General features: G+C 45.3%; 1 protein-coding gene. It reads right to left on the bottom strand.

Translation table 11 applies throughout. From position 1 onward, the window contains the following. Nucleotides 1-404: AAA family ATPase (locus AB4512_RS22640; protein ID WP_372175783.1), on the bottom strand; the 404-nt coding region annotated here is incomplete at both ends.

Below are 404 nucleotides of genomic sequence, written 5' to 3'. Positions count from 1 at the left end.
AAGTACCTTCTTGTTCAACCGGGTTTTGTGTCGCTAAAACCATGAATAGATCAGGAAGTTGGTAAGTCTTACCAGCTACAGTGATTTGACGCTCTTCCATTGCTTCCAACAATGCAGCTTGTACCTTTGCTGGGGAGCGGTTGATTTCATCGGCCAGTAATAGATTGTTGAAAACGGGGCCCGGTTGGAAGGTAAGCGTCGGTTTGCCGTCTACATCTTGATACACCTCTGTGCCTGTTACGTCCGAAGGCAACAAATCTGGAGTGAATTGAACACGACCAAGGTCAACTTGTAGGGCAGAAGCCAATGATTTGATAGAACGAGTCTTTGCTGTTCCGGGTAATCCTTCAAGCAGAACATTACCATTTGTAAGTAGTGCAACCAGTAATGTGTCAACCATATGT

The sequence above is a fragment of the Vibrio sp. 10N.222.52.B7 genome (assembly GCF_041474275.1).
Lineage (GTDB): Bacteria > Pseudomonadota > Gammaproteobacteria > Enterobacterales > Vibrionaceae > Vibrio > Vibrio crassostreae_C.
Note: the sequence above shows the minus strand (reverse complement) of the source record. Positions and strands in the feature narration are given on the sequence as shown.